Here is a 15,928-nt window from a genome sequence, read left to right as displayed (position 1 = left end):
CCATCCTTGCCATGGATCTGCGTCGAATGCTGGTTATATGGATGTACGGAACTACTAAGGAGGCCGACATGACAACAGCAGTTGCAGACCGCACGCTAAACGCAGCTGACCGGTGCGATCGTTGCGGAGCCCAGGCATATGTCCGCGTTGTACTCGAGTCCTCCGGTGGTGAGCTGCTTTTCTGCGGCCACCACGCACGTGCAGTTGAAGCTACGCTCCGGCCCATGACTTCGGACTGGCACGATGAGACCGAGCGCCTCAACGAGAAGGCACCCGTCCCCGTCGACTAGGCAGGGCAGCCCGCACAGCCGGACTCCCTTGTTCAGCAAGTATTGTGTTGATCAGATAACGAGGCTCCTCCCATCAGGGAGGGGCCTTGTTGCTTCCCGGGTGTGCCCGGGAATTTGCCCCTTGAACGGCAATCAACAAAAAGCGGCCCGGTCGGTTATCCGACTGGGCCGCTTTTGCAGTGCGGGCAGATTTAGTCCAGGTAGTCCCGGAGGACCTGCGAGCGGGACGGGTGCCGCAGCTTGGACATTGTCTTCGATTCGATCTGGCGGATGCGCTCACGCGTGACTCCGTAGACCTTGCCGATTTCGTCTAAAGTCTTCGGCTGGCCGTCCGTCAGGCCGAATCGCATGGCCACCACGCCGGCTTCGCGCTCAGACAGGGTGTCCAGCACCGAGTGAAGCTGCTCCTGCAGGAGCGTGAAGCTGACAGCGTCGGCCGGAACTACAGCTTCCGAGTCCTCAATCAGGTCACCGAACTCGGAGTCTCCATCCTCGCCGAGCGGGGTGTGGAGCGAGATCGGCTCGCGTCCGTACTTCTGGACCTCTACGACCTTCTCAGGGGTCATATCCAGCTCCAGAGCCAGCTCTTCCGGCGTTGGTTCGCGGCCAAGGTCCTGGAGCATTTGCCGCTGGACACGTGCCAGCTTGTTGATGACTTCCACCATGTGCACCGGAATACGGATGGTGCGGGCCTGGTCAGCCATGGCGCGCGTGATGGCCTGGCGGATCCACCAGGTGGCGTACGTGGAGAACTTGAAGCCCTTGGTGTAGTCGAACTTCTCCACTGCACGAATAAGGCCAAGGTTGCCTTCCTGGATCAGGTCCAGGAAGAGCATGCCACGACCCGTGTAGCGCTTGGCCAAGGAAACGACGAGACGCAGGTTGGCCTCGAGCAGGTGGTTCTTGGCGCGCTTTCCGTCGTGAATGACGAACTCAAGTTCACGCTTGAGTTTGGGATCCATGGATCCGTCATCAGCGTTGATCTTTTCCTCGGCAAAAAGGCCGGCTTCAATGCGAAGCGCCAGGTCCACTTCCTGCTCTGCGTTCAGCAGGGCGACCTTGCCGATCTGCTTCAGGTAGTCCTTGACGGGGTCGGCGGTTGCGCCCGCGGACATGACCTGCTGGACCGGGGCGTCGTCGTCGTCAGCGTCGGAGTAGACGAATCCCGAGCCGGACGGGGCGGGCTTGTCCTTGGCGGCGGCTGCGCCATCCTCGGTGTCATCTTCCCCGACTTCGACTTCCTCCGCTGCTGCGGGATCAAAGTCTTCGTCCTCGGCAGTGGCTTCCTCGGAGTCGGAGCCGGACTTGTTAGCGGCCTCAGCGGCGGCCTTCGCGCCGGGCTTGGGCCCACGCTTCTTCGGTGCGGGCTTGTCAGAGTCACCCTCTGAAGCCTTGTTGGCAGCGCGTGTCGCCGCGCGCTTTGCCGACGTGGCCGCCTTCTTTTCCTCGGCGGTCAATTCAGCCTGGGCGGCGGGTTCCTTCTCGACGGAAGACGGAGTCACAGAAAACCTTTCTAGCGGCGGTCTGTGGAATCACCATACGGGCAACACCACTATGACCCTGTCAAGTCCGCGATCAATTTCAAATGCGATCGCCGTCTGCAGAGTCTGTAGATAGAACTCCCGACAACGCTGATTTGTTCCCGTTTCCGGGCTCAAGCAGGCATTCAAACGCGGACCCAACCGGGTCTCGGCATCCATTGTCTCACGGTTTTGCGAAACCCATGCCTGTTGAAGTTCCACCACGTGGGTACAGGCGTCCTACACAGGTGCTTGTCTGGGCCCCCTCCACGCCGAGTCGGGCCGGCTCGCCCACCGACAAACGGCGCCCTGGCCCAGGACCTCCATCAGCAGTTCGGCCAACCGATAACCAGGACGGGCAGTTTCGGCCCGAGCAAGGCATGCGTGGGCGATTGAACCGCTGCCCTTGCACCATGTGATCCACCCCTGAAGCGTGAACGCCGCGGCAGCCACATCACCCGACTCTTCTTCCACGCACAGCCCGGCAAGGACGCGGTGCAACGCATCAACGCGAGGCCAGCACGGCGTATCGGGGCGCATTCCCAGCAGGACATCGCCATAAGTGAAGACATCCCCGTGCCCACTCGAACCACTCGGAGCAGTGGCCGGCGGGTAGGTGGCGGATGCCGTTACGACGAGTTCGCCAACATCAAACGGCGGCGCGCACGACTCGTCGTCGCTGAAGAATTCAAAAGCAGCAGCGCCCGATACTGCAGAGTCCATGCCGGCGGCCGCCATCACCACCACGGCATCCCGCCAAGCCGGCACCTTCAGCGTGGTCCTGAGGAATCCGATCAGTTGCGCGTCAGTCTCCGGCTGCAAAGGAGCACCATGCTCGACTCTGGCGAGGACGTGATGCCAGACCGCAAGGACGGATTCCAGGCATCGCCCACTGCGCCATGCGCCGAGGATGCGCTCTCCCCATCGGATCTCCGCTTCCATCACGGAAGGATCCAACGGTCCTGATCTGGCAAGTGAGGGTTGTCCGGTGCCACTCCTCGGCGACGGACCGACTGCACTCCCCTGGTAAACGAGCTCAGCGTTCAAGCGGCTGTCCTTGATGCGGGCCACCGGAAGTCCTGGATCCGGGCAACAGCTTTTGTCCGAACAGAAGGCGCTGCGCCAATAGTTGGTTCCGATCAGCCAGGCATCCCGCACCGACAAGTCAACCTCGTCGAGGGACAGTTGCAAGGCTTCAATCATTGGCATCGCCTGGTCGACGACGGTTCCATCGGCCCAACCGGATTCGGTGTAGACAGCAAGCACCACACCGTTGGCGGCTTCGTCCGCCACCAGGTATTGGCGTATCTGTTCAGCGAAACCGACAAGTGCCCGGGGCGACCGGCGGGACGGCAGATCCACCCGCAGCGTGGCCCCCAGCATTTTCCCCTGCATGGTGATGGCAACCAGGCTGTCCTCGGGCCAATAGCCCAGCAGGTGGGGGATATAGCCAAGAATGTCTTCAGGTTGGTGGATGCTCAGTGTTCTCTTGGTGGTCATGCATCCAGCCTGCGTACGTCCGGCTGGCAGAAACAGACCATACCTTGCCTATGTGGAAAAGCTGGTCCGTTTCACGCCGGGGCAAGGGCGGCAGCCGCGCTACTGATCCTTTGCGGCGGTGGCACGCGAGGCGCGCCTTTTTTCCACGCGCTCCCGGCGCTGATTGGCCAGGGTTGCCACCAACGGCTGTACATGGATTCCCTGGGCGGCCATCTGCCGCCGGACTTTACGCCGGGACACCAGGATGAGGACCGTTCCCAGGCCAAGGAGCAGGAACTGCACGCTGAGTGCGATGCGGAACGGTGCCAGTCCGTACAAATCGCCACCCGAGAAACCGCTGGCATTCAAGAGGTCCAGAACCAGGCCGATGAGGTAAATCGCAACAAGTGCCGCAATGAAGCCACCCACGTTCACAATTCCGGTTGCCGTGCCGATCCGGTGCGAGGGGTTGAAGGTCCGTGCAAAGTCGAAACCAATCATGGACCCCGGACCTCCAACCGCCAATACCACTACCAGCACGACCAGCATCCACAACGGAGCGCGGTCAGGAAGGAGGAGAACGGCAGCCCACGCCACAGCGGTGGCAAAGGTGATCAGCAGGACCATCGCTGAGCGTCTCATGGGGTGTTTGGAGACGAAACGGCCAAAGCCCGGACCCGCAATGATGGCGGTTGCCACAAAGAGCGCCATCAAAGCGGAGACTGTTCCGGCATCAAGTCCCTGGGCCGAGAGCAGGAAAGGGTAGCCCCAGGTCATGGCGAACAGGTTTCCGCTGAACTGGACGGTGAAGTGGCTCCACAGCCCCAGCCGGGTCCCCGGCTGTTTCCAAGCGCGTGACAGAGAGACTCCCGTGGCCCTCAGGCCTTGCCCGGACTCCTTGGGCGGATGCCCGGGAGGTGCATCCCGCAGCATCGCGAGTACCAGCACCACAGCCAGCACTGACATGGCCGCAAGGGTGAGGAACGCGGGGGTCCACCCGGAAGTGTGAAGGAGAAGCGCAAACGGAACCACACTGAAGAGCTGCCCCAACTGGCCGGACATCCCGGTGAGCTGGGTAACCAAGGGAACCTTGGCGGGAGCGAACCACAACGGCACCAGACGGATGACCGAAATGAACGTCATGGCGTCACCGGCACCCACCAGGACCCTGCCAAGGACACCTCCGGGCACACTGTCCGCGAACGCGAGCTGCAATTGGCCCAGCCCCATCAGGACTGCTCCCCCGGCGATCATGGCCCGTGAACCGAACCTGTCCACCAGGACGCCGACCGGAATCTGCAGCCCTGCATAGACCAGGAGTTGAAGCACGGTGAAGAAGGAGATGGCGGCTGCACTGGCATGGAACCGCTCAGTAGCCTCCAATCCAGCAACGCCGAAGGACGTTCGTTGCGCCACCGCCACCAGGTAGGCGAACACGCCGATCGTCCAGATAAGCCAGGCGCGGGGTGCATTCACCCCTCAATTATGCCTGTCACCTCCTGAAAGATGATTTATTGAGGCGAGTCCTTACGGGCCAAATAGGCCTCGACTGCAGCTCCGATGTCCTCGGCATTGGGCAGCTCATCGTTCTCGTCCGCCAGCAGCGAGCGGCGGACCACTCCCTCGGATTTCTCGTCGTACCGGGCCTCCAGATTGGTGACCACCGCTTGGACCTCTTCCGAGGCCTGAATCTGTTCCGCGATCTGGCGACCAACTTCCCGGCCTGACTCACGGAGCCGGTCGGTGGGCAGCATCAGCGATGTTGCCGCCCCCAGGTACTCCAGGCCGGCTACAGCCGCCGGAGGATATTCGGCTTCTGACAAGTAATGCGGAACATGGATGACATAGCCCGCCACGTTGCGTTCCGCTTCCGTCAGCCGGAGTTCAAGGATGTGGCCGATGGCAGCGGGAACGTCCACAGTGGGCTTCCAGCTGGAAATCCCTTCAATGAGATCGGGGCGGTTGCCATGAACGGTGACTCCCACAGGCCGCGTGTGCGGGACAGGCATGGGGATGGAGTGGATCCAGGTGACCAGGTTGACGTCCAGCTCTTCAACAATCCCGACGACGGCCCTTGAGAAACGCTCCCACTGGAGGTCCGGTTCGAAGCCTGCCAGCAACAGGAACGGTTGACCGAGGCCGTCGGTCAACTTATACAGACCAAGCTTGGGGGCCTGGTAATCCTGTACGTGGTCTTCCACGAAGCTGATGTGGGGGCGGCGCGAACGGTAGTCGATCAGTTGGTCGGCATCGAACATGGCCACTACCTCGGCGTCGAGCTCGTCCAGCAGTTCCGCGTTGATCTGCCGGACCACCTGGCCGGCGTCGGCAAAGCCGGTGAATCCCATGACCATGTTCAGCCCGCGGAGCTCAGGGCTGTGGAAGGTCTCGATGTTGCGCGCGTACAGCGATTCAGGGTCCAGGAGGGAGCCGGATATCCGTTCAAACACGGCGTGTTCCTTTCGCAATGACAAAGTAGGGGAAGGTCCCGGAGGTGCCGGCCACATGGCGCCAACGGGGCCGTCGGTAGTAGCGGTGGGATTCCTTTAATCCTTACAACGCTGCACCTCCAGCGGGCATTCCTGCACCGGATGTGCCGCAGCTCTCATTTAATTGCTGTCCGAAGCGTTCAAGAGACTACGATCGAACCGGGCCGGTATCCTCTTGCGACACTGGCCCCTGAAGACCAAGGCCGCCGTCGGAAGAGGACGTCGGGCGCGTACCGGGGCAGGCCGCCAAACATGCGGCCCAGCCATGCAATGCAGAGAGAAGTGAGGCAACATCCTCGTGGTCAAGACTACTGACATCATCCTGGGCATCATCGCCAAGGACCTGAAAAAGTCCCCCAGCGACGCACTTGTGATTGGAGTTGCGCAAGGTGCGGATGGGCCAGTGCTGCTGCCGAATCCGTTGAGCGCAAAGGCAGCCGAGTCCGTTGCGGGCTCCCTCAAACTGTTGGGGATCACCGGCGCTGCCGATCAGGCACACCGGCTCCCGGGCTTGCCGGAGACCGGCTCGGGAATTTTGGTCCTCGCCGGCGTGGGCAAATTGTCGGAATCCGGCAGCCTCCCCGAAGAATCCCTGCGCCGCGCCGCGGGCTCTGCCGTCCGGCAATTGGCCGGCGTCACGTCAGTAACGTTGGCCTTCCCGACCACCGGCGTCACCGATGTCGCGGCCATCGCCGAGGGTGCCGCCCTTGGCGCCTACTCCTACACGGAGCACCGTTCCAGCAAGGACGGACTGAAAGCCCCTGTAGCCAAGGCCCTGATTTTCTCCGATGTCGATCCCAAGGATGCCCAACCGGCACTGGACCGTGCTGTTGTTGTGGCCCGTGCCGTCAACGCCACCCGGACCCTGGTCAACCAGCCTCCCAGCCACCTCTACCCGGAGTCGTTCGCCGAGTCCGCCAAGGAACTCGCCAAGGGCCTGCCCGTCAAGGTCACTGTCTGGGACGAAAAGCGACTGGAAAAGGAAGGCTTCGGCGGCATCCTTGGCGTCGGTAAGGGTTCAACCCGCCAGCCACGCCTGGTGAAGGTCGAATATGCTCCGGCCAAGGCCACCAGGAAGATTGCCCTCGTGGGCAAGGGCATCACGTTCGACACCGGCGGTATCTCCATCAAGCCGGCCCTCGGGATGGGCGACATGAAGAGCGATATGGCGGGCGCCGCCGTCGTCCTTAATACCGTTTTGGCCATCGCTTCGCTTGGCCTGAACATCAAGGCGACCGCGTGGCTCTGCATTGCGGAGAATATGCCCTCGGGTGCTGCGGCACGGCCTGCCGACGTCTTCACCATCTACGGCGGAAAGACGGTCGAGGTCCTCAACACCGACGCCGAAGGGCGTCTGGTCATGGCCGACGGGCTCGTCGCTGCCAGCCTGGAAAAGCCGGACGCCATTATTGACGTTGCCACACTGACGGGCGCCCAGCTCATCGCGTTGGGACTGCGCACGGCTGGTGTCATGGGCTCCGATTCCGTCACCGCAGCCTTGAAGTCGGCGGCAGACCGGGCAGGCGAACTGGTCTGGCCGATGCCGCTGCCGGAAGAACTGCGCCCAAGCCTGGATTCCCAGGTGGCGGACCTTGCCAACATTGGTGAGCGTAACGGCGGCATGATGACCGCAGCCGTTTTCCTGCGGGAATTCGTCGGCAAGAACGGCGACGGCCAGCAGATCCCTTGGGCACACGTCGATATTGCGGGTCCGTCGTTCAACAACGGCAGCCCCTACGGCTACACCCCCAAGCAGGGAACCGGTTGCACTGTCCGCACCCTGGTTGCCTACGCCGAGGATCTCCTCGCCGTTCCTGCCTAAGCGGCACGCCCCCGCCCACCAGGGCCGCGACGGCCCTTGCCGGACACCCTGCAAGGGCCGCGCAACCCCGGAATTATGCGGCGTGTAGCGCTGTGTCACAAGTGAACGTGAGTCTCGACACAAGCGCTCCACAAAACGCCCGCCGAGGGTGGAGCATGGGTAGGTGGTTCGCTAAGGTGAACTCGATAGTCACAAATGCAAGAGAACTTAGGTGCTGGCATAATCACGGCAGAACAAGTTCCAAAGACCAGATGGCACGCAGTCCCGTGTCATCATTCACGCGAGGGAGCGTTTTAGTGGCCGATCAGGCAACTGCGCAAGAATTCGACATCCTGGTACTCGGTGGCGGCAGCGGCGGCTACGCCACTGCCCTGCGGGCCGTACAGCTTGGGTTCACCGTTGGCCTTGTGGAAAAGGCAAAGCTCGGCGGAACCTGCCTGCACAACGGTTGTATTCCCACCAAGGCACTCCTGCACTCGGCCGAACTGGCCGACCATGCACGCGATTCCGCCAAGTATGGTGTGAATGTCACGCTGGACAGCATCGACATGCCGGCCGTGAACGCCTACAAGGACGGCATCATCGCCGGTAAGTACAAGGGCCTCCAAGGACTCATCAAGTCCAAGGGCATCACCGTCATCGAGGGTGAAGGCAAGCTTCAGGGCAACAACACGGTAGTAGTCAACGGCACCCCCTACACGGGCAAGAACATTGTCCTGGCCACCGGCTCCTACTCACGCTCCCTGCCTGGCCTGGAAATCGGCGGCAAGGTCATCACCTCCGACCAGGCGTTGACCATGGACTACATCCCCAAGAGCGCAATCGTCCTCGGCGGCGGCGTCATCGGCGTCGAATTCGCTTCCGTATGGAAGTCGTTCGGCGTAGACGTCACCATCATCGAGGGCCTCCCCTCCCTGGTTCCCAACGAAGACGCCTCGATCGTCAAGAACCTTGAGCGTGCCTTCAAGAAGCGCGGCATCAAGTTCACCACCGGCATCTTCTTCCAGGGCGTCGAACAGAACGACGACGGCGTCAAGGTCACCTTGGTGGACGGCCAGACCTTCGAAGCCGACCTCCTGCTCGTGGCCGTCGGGCGCGGTCCTGTGACCGCCAACCTGGGCTACGAAGAAGCCGGCCTCACCATTGACCGCGGATTCGTCATCACCAACGAACGTCTCCACACCGGCGTCGGCAACATCTACGCCGTGGGCGACATCGTCCCCGGCGTCCAGCTCGCACACCGCGGCTACCAGCAGGGCATCTTCGTCGCCGAGGAAATCGCCGGCCTGAACCCGGCAATCGTCGAGGACATCAACATCCCCAAGGTCACCTACTGCGAGCCCGAAATCGCCACGGTCGGCTACACCGAAAAGGCCGCCAAGGAGAAGTTCGGCGACGACCAGGTGCAGACCCAGGAGTACAACCTTGCCGGCAACGGCAAGAGCTCAATCCTCGGCACCGGTGGCATTGTCAAGCTCGTACGCCAGAAGGACGGCCCCGTGGTGGGCATCCACATGATCGGCTCCCGTATGGGCGAGCAGATCGGTGAGGCCCAGCTGATCGTGAACTGGGAAGCCTACCCGGAGGACGTGGCCCAGCTGGTCCACGCCCACCCCACCCAGAACGAAAGCCTGGGCGAAGCCCACCTTGCCCTCGCGGGCAAAGCTCTCCACGGCTAAGTCTTACCAAGACCCACGGTTCAGGCGCATGCAGCGGAAAATGCCGCATGCGCCTGAACCGGACCAGCAGAATTCATCCGCACAAAGATCAATAAGGAGAACGGGGACGACATGTCTGAATCCGTTAACTTGCCCGCCCTCGGTGAGAGTGTCACCGAAGGAACCGTCACCCGCTGGCTCAAGCAGGTTGGTGACCGGGTAGAGATCGACGAGCCGCTGCTCGAGGTTTCAACCGACAAAGTAGACACCGAAATCCCTTCTCCGATCTCAGGCGTCATCGAAGAAATCCTCGTCGCTGAAGACGAGACCGCTGAAGTTGGCGCCCCCTTGGTCCGCATCGGCGACGGCTCCGGCTCAGGTGCTCCTGCTGCCGAGGCTGCTCCGGCCGAGGAGGCACCGGCTGCTCCCGCAGAGCAGCCGGCAGCCGCCCAGGAGGCTCCGGCTGCACCAGCAGCAGAGGAAGCTCCTGCTGCCGAGGCACCCGCCGCTTCCGGCGGCGAAGGCCATGAAGTAACCCTCCCCGCGTTGGGTGAAAGCGTTACCGAAGGTACCGTGACCCGGTGGCTCAAGGCTATAGGCGACACCGTGGAGGTGGATGAGCCCCTTCTGGAAGTTTCCACCGACAAGGTCGACACCGAAATCCCGTCGCCGGTTGCGGGCACCCTGCAGGAAATCCGCGTCAACGAGGACGAGACCGCTGAGGTTGGCTCCATCCTTGCCGTCATCGGTTCCGGCGCAGCGGCACCGGCCGCCGCTCCCGCACCCGCGGCACCTGCCGCTGCACCCGCACCTGCTGCCGCTCCGGCCGCACCTGCTGCCGCTCCGGCCGCACCTGCTGCCGCTCCGGCCGCACCTGCTGCCGCTCCGGCCGCACCTGCTGCCGCTCCGGCCGTACCTGCTGCCGCTCCGGCCGCACCTGCTGCCGCTCCGGCCGCTCCTGCTGCTGAAGGTTCTTCGGAATCCGGTTACGTCACTCCCTTGGTCCGCAAACTTGCCAACCAGCACGGTGTGGACATTGCTTCCGTCTCCGGTACCGGCGTCGGTGGCCGTATCCGCAAGCAGGATGTCCTGGCCGCTGCCGAAGCCAAGCAGGCCGCCGCTGCCCCCGCAGCATCGGCTCCCGCAGCCGCAGCCCCCGCTGCCAAGACCGCTGCTCCGGTAGCAGCATCGTCCCTGCGCGGCACCACGGAAAAGGCACCACGTATCCGCCAGGTCATCGCCCGCCGCATGCGCGAGTCCCTTGAGGTCTCCACCCAGCTGACGCAGGTGCACGAGGTCGACATGACCAAGATTGCCAAGCTCCGCCTCAAGGCCAAGAACCAGTTCCTGGCCCAGAATGGCGTCAAGCTCACCTTCCTGCCGTTCATTGCCAAGGCTGTAGCCGAAGCCCTGAAGCAGCACCCCAAGCTGAACGCTGCTTACGACGAGTCCAAGCAGGAAATCACCTACCACAACGCCGAGCACCTGGCGATCGCCGTCGACACCGACAAGGGCCTTCTGGTTCCGGTCATCTCCGACGCCGGCAACTTGAACCTTGCGGGCCTCGCCGGCAAGATCGCCGATGTCGCAGGCCGCACCCGCGACGGCAAGATCGGCCCGGACGAGCTGTCCGGCGGTACGTTCAGCATCACCAACATCGGTTCTGTTGGCGCACTGTTCGACACGCCGATCATCAACCAGCCGCAGGTGGGTATTCTCGGAACCGGTGCGATTGTCAAGCGTGCCGTGGTGGTTGCTGACGAAAATGGCGACGACTCGATTGCCATCCGCTCCATGATGTACCTTTCCCTGACGTACGACCACCGTTTGGTGGACGGCGCAGACGCCGGCCGCTTCCTGCAGACCCTCAAGGCCCGCCTTGAGGAAGGTGCGTTCGAAGCCGACCTTGGCCTCTAGGGCTTAGCGACACAACGTCCTGCTGTGACGTAAAAGGGGCAGGTCACCGGAAATCCGGTGGCCTGCCCCTTTGCTGTATCCGCTCCGCGTGGCTTTGCTACGGGACGTAGAACCAACTCGATAAGCTGGGTCCATGAGTATCCTCTTCAGCATTCTGGTGTTCTTGCACATCGTCGGCGCGGCCATGATTGTGGGCTACTGGATCGCCACCATCAAGGAGCCAACCATCCACCCGCGCCAGCGCGATGGCGCCTTCCTCCAGCTCCTGACCGGCATCGCCATGATGGGTTTGTTCCCCTTGCTGCCTGATGCCGATCCCAACTACTTCAAACTCGGGGTTAAGTTCGCCATTGGCGTCGCTGTGGCTGTCCTTGCCGTCATTGGCTCGCGCAAGGTCAAGAAGGGCGAGCCTGTCTCCACCGGGCTGGCTCATGGTGTGGGCGGCCTTGCCCTGGTGAACATCGCCATCGCCACGCTCTGGAACTGACCCGGCACCATACTGACGCCGGGCAGCGTCAATCGCGTTGATCATAATGGACGCGATTCCAAGGCCCCGGCTTGTCCGCGCAGGGGTATGTTTTCCCGTCTTCATCCCGCCAGTCAAGGGGTCACAATCCACTGACAGCGGAATGTCCGTGCGGTCCCACGGGCAAATCCCTAGGATGGAAACCGGTGGCACCTGCCTCAGGCTGGTTGCCGACTCACAACGACTTCAAGGAGTGGAAATGGCAGCAACACGCACCGCACACACGGTTTGGAACGGCAACCTGATCGAGGGCGCCGGCAACACGACGCTGGACAGCTCAGGCCTGGGCACGTTCGATGTCACCTGGAAGGCACGTACCGAACAGTCCGGTGGCAAGACCAGCCCTGAAGAACTGATCGCCGCGGCCCACTCCGCATGCTTCTCCATGGCTTTCAGCCACGCCCTCGCCGGTGAAGGTTTCACTGCTGAGGAAGTCAACACCAAGGCAGATGTCACCTTCGTTCCCGGAACCGGCATCACCGGGAGCCACCTGACCATGACCGCAAAGGTTCCTGGCCTGTCCGAAGAGGACTTCCGCCGGATCTCCGAAGACGCGAAGACAGGCTGCCCCGTTTCGGGTGCACTGGCCAGCATCGAGATCACCCTGGATGCCACGCTCTCCGTCTAGCTCCACCTTGTACTGAACAGCACCACTGAACCACAAGAAGAGCCCCGCCGTTCCTTCACGGAAACGGCGGGGCTCTTCGCTGTTGAACCTTCTGCCCTTAGCCCTTCTGCGGACGTGAGGGCAACGGTTCCGGACGGACCTTGCGGTAGCCCTCGCGGAGGGGAGGCCTGTCCGTGGGCAGTTCCTGGATCATTTCCTTGAGTGCACCGATGCCGTACTCCAGCTGGGGATCAGTACCGGCGGCATAGGCGTGGGGCGGGAACAGTACTTCGATGTCCGGCTCCACTCCGCGGTTTTCAACATCCCAGCCGATCCCACCGCTGAACCACGTGGCGTACCGGGGTTGCGTCACGCCGGTGCCATCCGCCAGGGCAAAGCGGTTGTCGATGCCCACCACCCCTCCCCATGTCCGCGTACCGATCACAGGGCCAATGCCCCTCAGTTTGGAAACCTGGGTGATGATGTCGCCATCCGACCCCGCAAATTCGTCGGCGAGGATGATCACAGGACCGCGGGGGGCGTGGTCCGGGTAAGTCCGCGGCTTCTCCCCGCGCGGCATGCTCCAGCCAGTGACCTTCCGGCCGATGAGTTCGGCGACCAGCTGTGAGGTGTGCCCGCCACGGTTGCGGCGTACGTCCACAATCAGGCCGTCCAGGGCGGTTTCGGTATCCAGATCGCGGTGGAGCTGCGCCCAGCCGTTGGCCATCATGTCCGGGACGTGCAGGTAACCGAACTTACCGTCCGAGGCCTCCCGCACGGTGCGGCGGTTGGCCCTGACCCAGTCCTGGTAGCGAAGCCTCTCTTCATCACGGACAGGGACAACAGCCACACGACGTTGAGCCCCGGCGGCCCCACCGTGTCCTTCGCCGTTCAGCAAGGTCAGCTCCACTGTCCGGCCGGCTGCTCCCACCAACTGCATTGCTGGCGTCAAAGCCGCCGAAAGTTCGACGCCGTCAATCGCCAGGAGGACGTCACCGGCCTTCGCGTCGGCACCCGGTCGCGTCAAGGGCGAAGTCGCCAGCGGGTCCGAGGACTCCCCCGCCAGGATCCGCGTGATTTCCCAGCCTTTGCTGCCGAAGTGAAGCTCAGCACCCAGGCGGCCCTGGCCGTTACGCCCTGGCTCGCTCACAGCGGCAGGCTTGACGTAGGCGTGCGACGTTCCCAGCTCACCGTGCATCTCCCACAGCAGGTCCACCAAGTCGTCATGCGAGCCCAAACGGTCCACTATCGGCCGGTAGCGTTTGAAGACGGAGTCCCAATCCTGGCCAGCCATGTCTGCGGTCCAGAAGAAGTCACGCTGAAGACGCCAAGCCTCCTCAAAGGCCTGCCCCCAGGCAGCCACAGGGTCAAGAATGACCCGGATCCTGTTCAGCTCCACCTTCACCAGGTCTCCGGATTCCTCGTCCACCTTGGTGTCCGAAGGTACCGAGGTCACCTGCTGGTCCAGGATGTAAACAACCCGCTTGAGGTCACCGGACAACCTGTAGCTGTCCACTGCAGCAACCAAGGTGGTTTTCTTGCGCTTTGCGAGCTCGTACCGCACCAAGGCCGGTGCGGTCTTCTTATCTGCGAGGGTGCCCTTGCCTTCGCCCGTCACGCCGGAGAGTTCAGTATCAAGCCACAACAAGGCACCGTCTGCGACAGACAGCTGCGAGTAGTTCCCTTGCGGCACGGGCACACTGATGACGCGGTGAGCCAGTCCCTCCGGGTCGACACGCACGGAAGGTGCGCCGCCGTCGTCGGACTCCACCGAGGCAGCCGCCCCGTCCTCCAGCGCATCAACGGACGGGCCAAAAGGTGAAGGCGTGTCCGCAGCCAAGGCCACAAGATACGGCTTGATGGGGCTCGGGAAGGACAGGTCGAAGGAGTGGCCGTCATAGACCGGGTCGAAACTTCGGTTCGACAGGAAAGCGAGGAACTTCCCATCCGGGGTGAACCGAGGTGATTCGTCGCAGAAACGGCCGTCGGTGACATCGATGATGCCCGCCTCAGCGTCACTTGGGCGGGTGATGCGGAGCTTACTCCGCGAACCGAAAGATGTGACCGGCTCTGACCACACCAGCCACTGCGAATCCCCGGACCACGCCAGTTGTTCGATGCTCCCCTCACCCACGCTGACAACAAGGCTCAACGTTCCCTGGGCCGTGTCTGCAACGTAGACGTCCCCAAAGGAGGTCCCCACTGCGAGCCATCGTCCATCCGGGCTCGCCTCGAGTGCACTTGTGCGCGTCGGCGACGGGAATTCAATCCGGACGTCCACCGCGTCCTCCGCCGTTTCAGGGACTGGCGGCGCGTCCGTGGCACTCACAGTGTCAGCGGACGGTTCGGCCGGCGTGCCGGCTCCCGCGCCGGTTGGCGGCGTGACAGGGACTGTTGCCCGCGCCGCAGTACTTGCCTGCCCCAACACATTGGACGCGGACACCGGTTTGGGCAGTGGATCAGATTCATTGTCCGGAGCAGGCGTCGGAACAACCGCGTCGGGCACGTCCACGACTGCCGACAATCGCGAGGCGATGCGCTTGATGTACAGGGCTTCAACGGACTCATGGTCAGCGACGTAGGCAATCCGGCCGCCGGTCAGCGGACGCGGCAGGCGGGCCCGCACCCCGGGTGTCGCCTCGACTACACGCGATGGTCCGTCCTTATGCCGGAGCCAGTGGAGCGTTCCGTGCGACTCCACGGCACTGGCTGTACCCGACGCGTTGGGAGCGACGTCGCCGAGGTGCGCAGCGACTTTGAGGGGCGCGGGACGGCGGGCCGGCGAGGCCGAACCCAGCGTGATGTCCAGTTTGCTTGCCTCGGCGTCGGCATCGAGTGAAGGAAGCATCCACAGCTCGCCGGCTGATTCAAAGATCACCCGGTCACCGTCGGTGCCCGCATGCCGGACGTAGAAGTCTTCGTGATCGGTGTGGCGGCGCAGCCCCGACCCGTCCGGAAGTACGGAGTAGAGGTTGCCGTACCCCTCATGGTCCGAAAGGAAGGCGATACGTCCTTTCACCCACAGGGGGTCAGTGAGGTTCCCTTCGATCTCCGGAACCAGGCGCTCGAACTCACCGTTACCGTCGGCGTCGATCCACAGTTTGCCCGCCGTGCCGCCCCGGTACCGCTTCCACCAAGCAGGTTCCCGGGAAAGGACACTGGCCAACACCACGGGCTTTTCGTCACCGATTTCGGGACCAAAGGCAACTGCCTCGACGGGTCCAAAGGGAAGTTCGACGGCGGCACCCCCGTCAAGGGGGACACTGTAGGCATGCGTGTGGCGGCTTTCGGACTGCTGGAAGGCGCTGGTCACCACCACGTTTCCTGACGGTGTGAAGCCCTTGACTTTAGTGGTGCTGTGGCCGAAGTACGTCAGCTGCCTGTAGCCACCGCCGTCGACGTTGGCCGTGACAACCTCCGGAGACGTTCCCACAATCACCGTCCACACGAGTCGTTTTCCGTCCGGAGTGAAGCGGGGGTTCCTTGCCGGCAGTTGCTGGGACGAAACCCGCCAGGCACGCCCGCCGGAAAGGGGGGCCACCCAGATATCGTCTTCGGCCACGAAAGTGACCAGATCGCCGTGCACATGCGGGAAACGGAGGTAGCTGGAGGAGGTCATT

The 15,928-nt window shown here is 62.9% G+C and carries 11 protein-coding genes; 6 read left to right on the top strand and 5 right to left on the bottom strand.

Features of this window, described 5'->3' with window-relative positions:
• The first annotated feature begins 68 nt into the window (after positions 1–68).
• Positions 69–290, top strand: a complete 222-nt coding sequence (locus tag ABQM86_RS09215) for a hypothetical protein (protein WP_018778705.1) — start codon at positions 69–71, stop codon at positions 288–290.
• A 191-nt stretch (positions 291–481) separates the two neighbouring features.
• Here ABQM86_RS09215 and ABQM86_RS09210 read toward each other — a convergent pair whose 3' ends face one another.
• The 4 genes from ABQM86_RS09210 to ABQM86_RS09195 form a co-directional block, all read right to left on the bottom strand.
• The gene (locus ABQM86_RS09210) at positions 482–1,792 is read right to left on the bottom strand and encodes an RNA polymerase sigma factor (protein WP_089594537.1); all 1,311 of its coding nucleotides are present in this window, start codon (positions 1,790–1,792) and stop codon (positions 482–484) included.
• A 258-nt stretch (positions 1,793–2,050) separates the two neighbouring features.
• Positions 2,051–3,310, bottom strand: a complete 1,260-nt coding sequence (locus tag ABQM86_RS09205) for a DUF4192 domain-containing protein (protein WP_369746436.1) — start codon at positions 3,308–3,310, stop codon at positions 2,051–2,053.
• Between the two features lie 99 nt (positions 3,311–3,409).
• Positions 3,410–4,765 carry a nitrate/nitrite transporter gene (locus ABQM86_RS09200; protein ID WP_369746435.1) on the bottom strand — a complete coding sequence of 452 codons (1,356 nt, stop codon included), beginning with the start codon at positions 4,763–4,765 and terminating at the stop codon, positions 3,410–3,412.
• 35 nt (positions 4,766–4,800) lie between these two features.
• Positions 4,801–5,739: a proteasome assembly chaperone family protein gene (locus ABQM86_RS09195; RefSeq protein ID WP_369746434.1), complete on the bottom strand. Its 939-nt coding sequence runs from the start codon at positions 5,737–5,739 to the stop codon at positions 4,801–4,803.
• A gap of 337 nt (positions 5,740–6,076) precedes the next feature.
• On the opposite strand from ABQM86_RS09195, the gene ABQM86_RS09190 reads away from it, so the two are divergent.
• The 5 genes from ABQM86_RS09190 to ABQM86_RS09170 all read left to right on the top strand — a co-directional run bounded on the left by ABQM86_RS09190 (position 6,077) and on the right by ABQM86_RS09170 (position 12,329).
• Positions 6,077–7,600: a leucyl aminopeptidase gene (locus ABQM86_RS09190; protein ID WP_280627735.1), complete on the top strand. Its 1,524-nt coding sequence runs from the start codon at positions 6,077–6,079 to the stop codon at positions 7,598–7,600.
• A 296-nt stretch (positions 7,601–7,896) separates the two neighbouring features.
• Positions 7,897–9,279, top strand: a complete 1,383-nt coding sequence (gene lpdA / locus ABQM86_RS09185; protein WP_207597152.1) for a dihydrolipoyl dehydrogenase — start codon at positions 7,897–7,899, stop codon at positions 9,277–9,279.
• Positions 9,280–9,390: 111 nt separating this feature from the next.
• Positions 9,391–11,175 (top strand): 2-oxoglutarate dehydrogenase, E2 component, dihydrolipoamide succinyltransferase, encoded by a 1,785-nt coding sequence (gene sucB / locus ABQM86_RS09180; RefSeq protein WP_369746433.1) that lies wholly within the window; start codon positions 9,391–9,393, stop codon positions 11,173–11,175.
• Between the two features lie 133 nt (positions 11,176–11,308).
• Positions 11,309–11,662, top strand: a complete 354-nt coding sequence (locus ABQM86_RS09175; RefSeq protein WP_207597150.1) for a hypothetical protein — start codon at positions 11,309–11,311, stop codon at positions 11,660–11,662.
• A gap of 238 nt (positions 11,663–11,900) precedes the next feature.
• Positions 11,901–12,329 (top strand): OsmC family protein, encoded by a 429-nt coding sequence (locus tag ABQM86_RS09170; protein ID WP_089594529.1) that lies wholly within the window; start codon positions 11,901–11,903, stop codon positions 12,327–12,329.
• A 97-nt stretch (positions 12,330–12,426) separates the two neighbouring features.
• Here the strand turns inward: ABQM86_RS09170 and ABQM86_RS09165 are convergent, their stop codons facing one another.
• Positions 12,427–15,927: a S41 family peptidase gene (locus ABQM86_RS09165; RefSeq protein WP_369746432.1), complete on the bottom strand. Its 3,501-nt coding sequence runs from the start codon at positions 15,925–15,927 to the stop codon at positions 12,427–12,429.
• Position 15,928: the final 1 nt, after the last annotated feature.

Origin of the sequence: Paenarthrobacter sp. AMU7 (assembly GCF_041200195.1) — a bacterium.
GTDB lineage: Bacteria > Actinomycetota > Actinomycetes > Actinomycetales > Micrococcaceae > Arthrobacter.
Note: the sequence above shows the minus strand (reverse complement) of the source record. Positions and strands in the feature narration are given on the sequence as shown.